At 39.2% G+C, this 4,194-nt stretch carries 5 protein-coding genes and 3 pseudogenes; 2 read left to right on the top strand and 6 right to left on the bottom strand.

From position 1 onward, the window contains the following. The 6 genes and pseudogenes from PVV64_RS09980 to PVV64_RS09955 form a co-directional block, all read right to left on the bottom strand. Window positions 1-134: pseudogene (locus PVV64_RS09980) on the bottom strand (exonuclease); the annotation flags it as partial. A 1-nt stretch (window position 135) separates the two neighbouring features. Beyond that, on the bottom strand, window positions 136-960 hold the full coding sequence (gene bet / locus PVV64_RS09975) for a phage recombination protein Bet (RefSeq protein ID WP_273760836.1): 825 nt from the start codon (window positions 958-960) through the stop codon (window positions 136-138). A 75-nt stretch (window positions 961-1,035) separates the two neighbouring features. Further along, window positions 1,036-1,407, bottom strand: coding sequence for a hypothetical protein (locus tag PVV64_RS09970; RefSeq protein WP_273760835.1), 372 nt, complete (start codon window positions 1,405-1,407; stop codon window positions 1,036-1,038). Between the two features lie 26 nt (window positions 1,408-1,433). Next, window positions 1,434-1,748, bottom strand: a pseudogene (locus PVV64_RS09965) (hypothetical protein); the annotation flags it as partial. 15 nt (window positions 1,749-1,763) lie between these two features. Further along, window positions 1,764-2,375: a hypothetical protein gene (locus PVV64_RS09960; RefSeq protein ID WP_273760834.1), complete on the bottom strand. Its 612-nt coding sequence runs from the start codon at window positions 2,373-2,375 to the stop codon at window positions 1,764-1,766. Between the two features lie 98 nt (window positions 2,376-2,473). Further along, window positions 2,474-3,175 (bottom strand): hypothetical protein, encoded by a 702-nt coding sequence (locus PVV64_RS09955; protein ID WP_404978428.1) that lies wholly within the window; start codon window positions 3,173-3,175, stop codon window positions 2,474-2,476. Here PVV64_RS09955 and PVV64_RS09950 point away from each other — a divergent pair. Together PVV64_RS09950 and PVV64_RS09945 are read left to right on the top strand one after the other, a co-directional pair. Next, window positions 3,135-3,914, top strand: a pseudogene (locus tag PVV64_RS09950) (ShlB/FhaC/HecB family hemolysin secretion/activation protein); the annotation flags it as partial. The gene PVV64_RS09955 and the pseudogene PVV64_RS09950 overlap by 41 nt on opposite strands. An 83-nt stretch (window positions 3,915-3,997) precedes the next feature. Further along, window positions 3,998-4,194 (top strand): hypothetical protein (locus PVV64_RS09945; RefSeq protein WP_273760833.1); only part of this gene is annotated, 197 nt, incomplete at its 3' end.

The following is a 4,194-nucleotide window of genomic DNA, read 5'->3' as shown; positions in this document are numbered from 1 at the left end:
ATGAGTTTGATTTTGTAATCCTCATATTTGCTTGTGGGTGTTCCTTTAGCTGTTTTACTGAGTATGTTGTAAATGTTTGAAGCGGTGACTTTGCCTAACCGTGCTTGAAACCATTCTTCTGTTCTTTGTTGCATTTCACACCGCCGTTTGTTGAGTTGGTGCATATTCAAGATCTTGGACGTGAATATATTCTGCATTTTGTATAGAAGTGTCTATGTGTTCTTGTGCAGGGAGAGATTGTAGAGCTCTTTCTCTTTGAAAATTTTTCCTTCTTTCCAACATCCCCAAAACTTCTTTTGCTTTTTCACAAGATAGATCTGTTAGGTTTTCTACCTTTGCGTAAGCGAGAAGACTATCTTCATTTGTTCCAGTTTCTTTAATTAACCCTTTGATTTGTTCAAGTATGTCATAAGAAACAAGTTGTACAGGTGTTGTGTCATTAATACGTTTAGCTTCGTCTTCTTCATAAATACCGGAAAACCCAAAAGCGTAGCGTGCACATTGTATAGTGGCTTTATGACGCAACATACGAACAGGATATTTTTTCCAAGCTTCACTTTTGTCTTGTTTGCATTCACTGAAATATTCGGTGACCTCGATAGGGTTTGTAACGCCTTTGAGATGAATGGCACATTTAATGGCAATGAGCTCACCATCTTTATCGAATTGATCTTGGAAGGTCATACCATCAAAATTAGGATTAGACTTAATGATCTTAATCCAGCCATCAATAGAGACAACGGGTATCATGCCGCCGCCGGTTTTAGGTAACATATAGATCTCTTTAGTGAGAGGATTGAGACCATACTTATTTGCAATAAAGAGAAAAATAGCAAATTCTTCATCAGAGATTTTTTCGAAATTTTTATCACCAATACAAGTTTTCTTAAGAGTATTTTTAAACACATCATTAGAAAACCCATATTTTTTTGCCATAGCGGCTAATGGTAAATCTGTCATTATTGTTTCCTTATTTTACGCGCAACTCACCCGTGGCGTGAATCACACATGTGTTAAAAGTTTTTGGTTTGGTTGTTAAAAATTGAATTTCAGAGGCGGTATGATGTCATCAGTTTCTAATATTGATATAAATCTACGTCCATCATTAGACTTAAGTGCAATAAAGATTTTTTCTTTGGCATTCGAACATAGTCCCATTTCAAGTCCAGTACATCTAAATGCTTTGCCTACGTATGATGAATATGTACATTTAGGTGTGTGATTTGATATCATTTTCTTAAAATTATTTTCACCTAAAAGGTCCTTCATGACGTCTTTAGGAATTATGGTATCTACATAGGGGTCATCTTCATATCCAGAGATAGTAATACAAAGTTCTCCGAGGTTTTGAGCACTTTTCACAACTGTCTGTACACACCAAGTAGGTTTAATTTCATAGCTATACATGATTATCCCCTACCTTAAACAGTGTTGTTACCAGAAACACGGGCACGACCATAAACCCGCGCATTGCCATAAATCTTGGCTTTGCCAAAAACTTCGGCATCATCAGAAACCGCGGCATTTTCATAAACCTTGGCATCACCACAAACTGCGGCATACTCAAAAACCTTGGCACTATCTCCAACCCAACAATTCCCCACATGAGATAAGTTGCCTTCTTTTTCTATAAAGCCACCTAGATCACCAGCTTTGACATTTCCAAAGTCCCTTAATGCACGAATGCGGTGGAGATTTTTTCCCATAATTTCGATTGTCTCATCTGTCAGTTCGTATTTTTTCTTCATGATTATTGCCCTACCTTAAACAGTGTCGTTACCAGAAACACGGGCACGACCATAAACACTGTTATTTCCAAAAAGCCATGCACTACCAAGCACATAGGCATCGCCGTAAATCTTCATATCACCAGAAACACGTGCTTTACCGAAAACCCGCGCATTGCCATAAACCTTGGCACGCTCATAAACTTGGGCATTGTCATAAACTTGGGCACTACCAAAAACCTCGGCATAACCAGAAACACGGGCAAACTCATAAACATTGGCATTGCCAAAAACTTCGGCATGTTCATATACCTTGGCATGACCATAAACCTTGGCATCACCACAAACCTTGGCAAACTCACGAACAAGGGCATATTCATAAACTTGGGCATTGTCATAAACTTGGGCACTACCACAAACCGCGGCATAACCAAAAACCTTGGCATTGTCAAAAACCTTGGCACTATCTCCAACCCAACATTCACTTTCATGGGATAGGTTATCTTCTTTTTCTATATAACCGCCTATATCACCAGTCTTAATATCTCCAAAGTCTCTTAAAGCCCGAATGCGATAAAGATTGATAGTTTTTCTCGTCAGAGCATGTTTAATTTTTTTGCTTCCTCTAGTTAATTCGTATTTTTGCACATAAGAATACCTCACACAATTGAATGTGTTAAACATTTTCTAAAATTTGGAATGGAAAATCTAAAAGAAGGGCGCTCCCGCCGCGCCCGCGTCTTATTTTACGCAGCATCAGTTTCATATGCGCTGTTATCATCATCATTATCATAATAGCCTTCACAATCGGCATAATATTCATGACGATAATAATCATCTTCACTACCAAATTCAGGATATTCATTATCACAGATATCTTCATTCGCTTCTAAAAAGGCATTGCTATGTATATAAGAATTTCCAGAGATAAGAGCATCACAAACAACGGCATCATCAAAAACACGCGATTCATCACAAATGTAAGCAGAGCCACTTATTTTCGCATTACCACCGACATGGGCATCATCACAAATAACAGCATTATCAGAAATATGGGCATAATCAGTTACATAGGCGTTATCATAAATTTGTGCATTGCCTTCAATAACCACGGCGTTGCGAGCATGTGCATTTCCAGAAAGCTTTGCATTGTCCTTTAATGTCCTCCCTTCAAAAATAGCATTGCCATAAATTTGTGCATTGCCATAAACGTCTACAAAAAAGCTTTTTACTTTAGCATTTCCAAAGACGCGTGCATTTTGAAAGACACGGGCTTTATTATACACCCAACAATTGCCCTCATGCGATAGGTTCTCTTCATTTTCAATATAGCCACCTAAATCGCCTTTTTTGACATCTCCAAAATCTCTTAATGCTCTAATTCGCGTTAAGAAATGACCATCTATAGGTAAATCTTTATCGCTTACACCATGGATTTCACGGGTTATAGACCGTGATCAAGAGGGAAAGACATGGATTACAGGACGGTTGACATGGAAATATTCCGATAATTTTATTATGGGCAGCAAGGTTGATGTTTCCAGCCGTAAACTAGCTATTGCAATATTAGAGCTTGATCATTCACGCAAATGGATGGGGGGAGAATTAAGCGCTCATATAGGGTTTCATAAGGGTTTGGCGATTTTGGGCGCTTATGATGATAAAGAGCAAGAGAATGCAACAAAAAATTCACCCAAAGGGCAATTTTCCAAATTGTCTTTTTCCCTAAGTTACGTGCGTCCTTTTTCGCTCAATCAGCATAATTTTCGCTATAACACACTGTTTTCAGGACAATTATCACCCGACACATTGTTTAGTTCAGAGCAACTATCGCTTGGAGGTTCCTCTTCTGTGCGCGGCGTGCGTGAGGCGGTTTATTACGGCAATAATGGGGTATTTTGGCGCAATGAATTGTCGCTATTGTTGCCAGGTTTTTCTTCTGATTGGGGGCGTAGATTTATGAGCCAATTTGCACCGTATATGGCGCTTGATCTGGGGGCAGTGGCCAATGATTTAAGCAAAAACAGTTTTGGCGGTAGTTTGGTAGGGGCAACTCTTGGTTTCCATTCAACTGGAGATATTACGGATGTTGATGTGTCATATTCGAATATTTTAATCCAATCGACCCCAATAGAGCAGGGGAATGCGACAGGGTTGTTTCAAGTGCGGGCGTTATTGAGATTTTAAAGAGGTATAAAAATATTGCTTCGTTTTTGACACCCCTTGGGGTGTTTTTTTTAAGAGATAAAGAATTTTATGAGGAGCTGAAGATGCGGGGATTGAAAAATAAAAAGCACAAATTGGGATATGGATACAAGCTAGGGCAGCGCGTTTTTGGTGTTTTGCAGCGAGGGGCTCATAAGGGGCTCTCACTGGTTTTAAGTTTTAGCTTGGCCTTTCAACCTTTGTTAGTACAAGCACAGGCAATTGGTGCACAAAGACCCCCAGTTCAAGAAGCACAAGGGAT

Source organism: Bartonella sp. ML70XJBT.G, from assembly GCF_028618575.1.
Classification (GTDB): domain Bacteria; phylum Pseudomonadota; class Alphaproteobacteria; order Rhizobiales; family Rhizobiaceae; genus Bartonella.
This window is presented reverse-complemented; position numbering and strand designations above follow the sequence as displayed.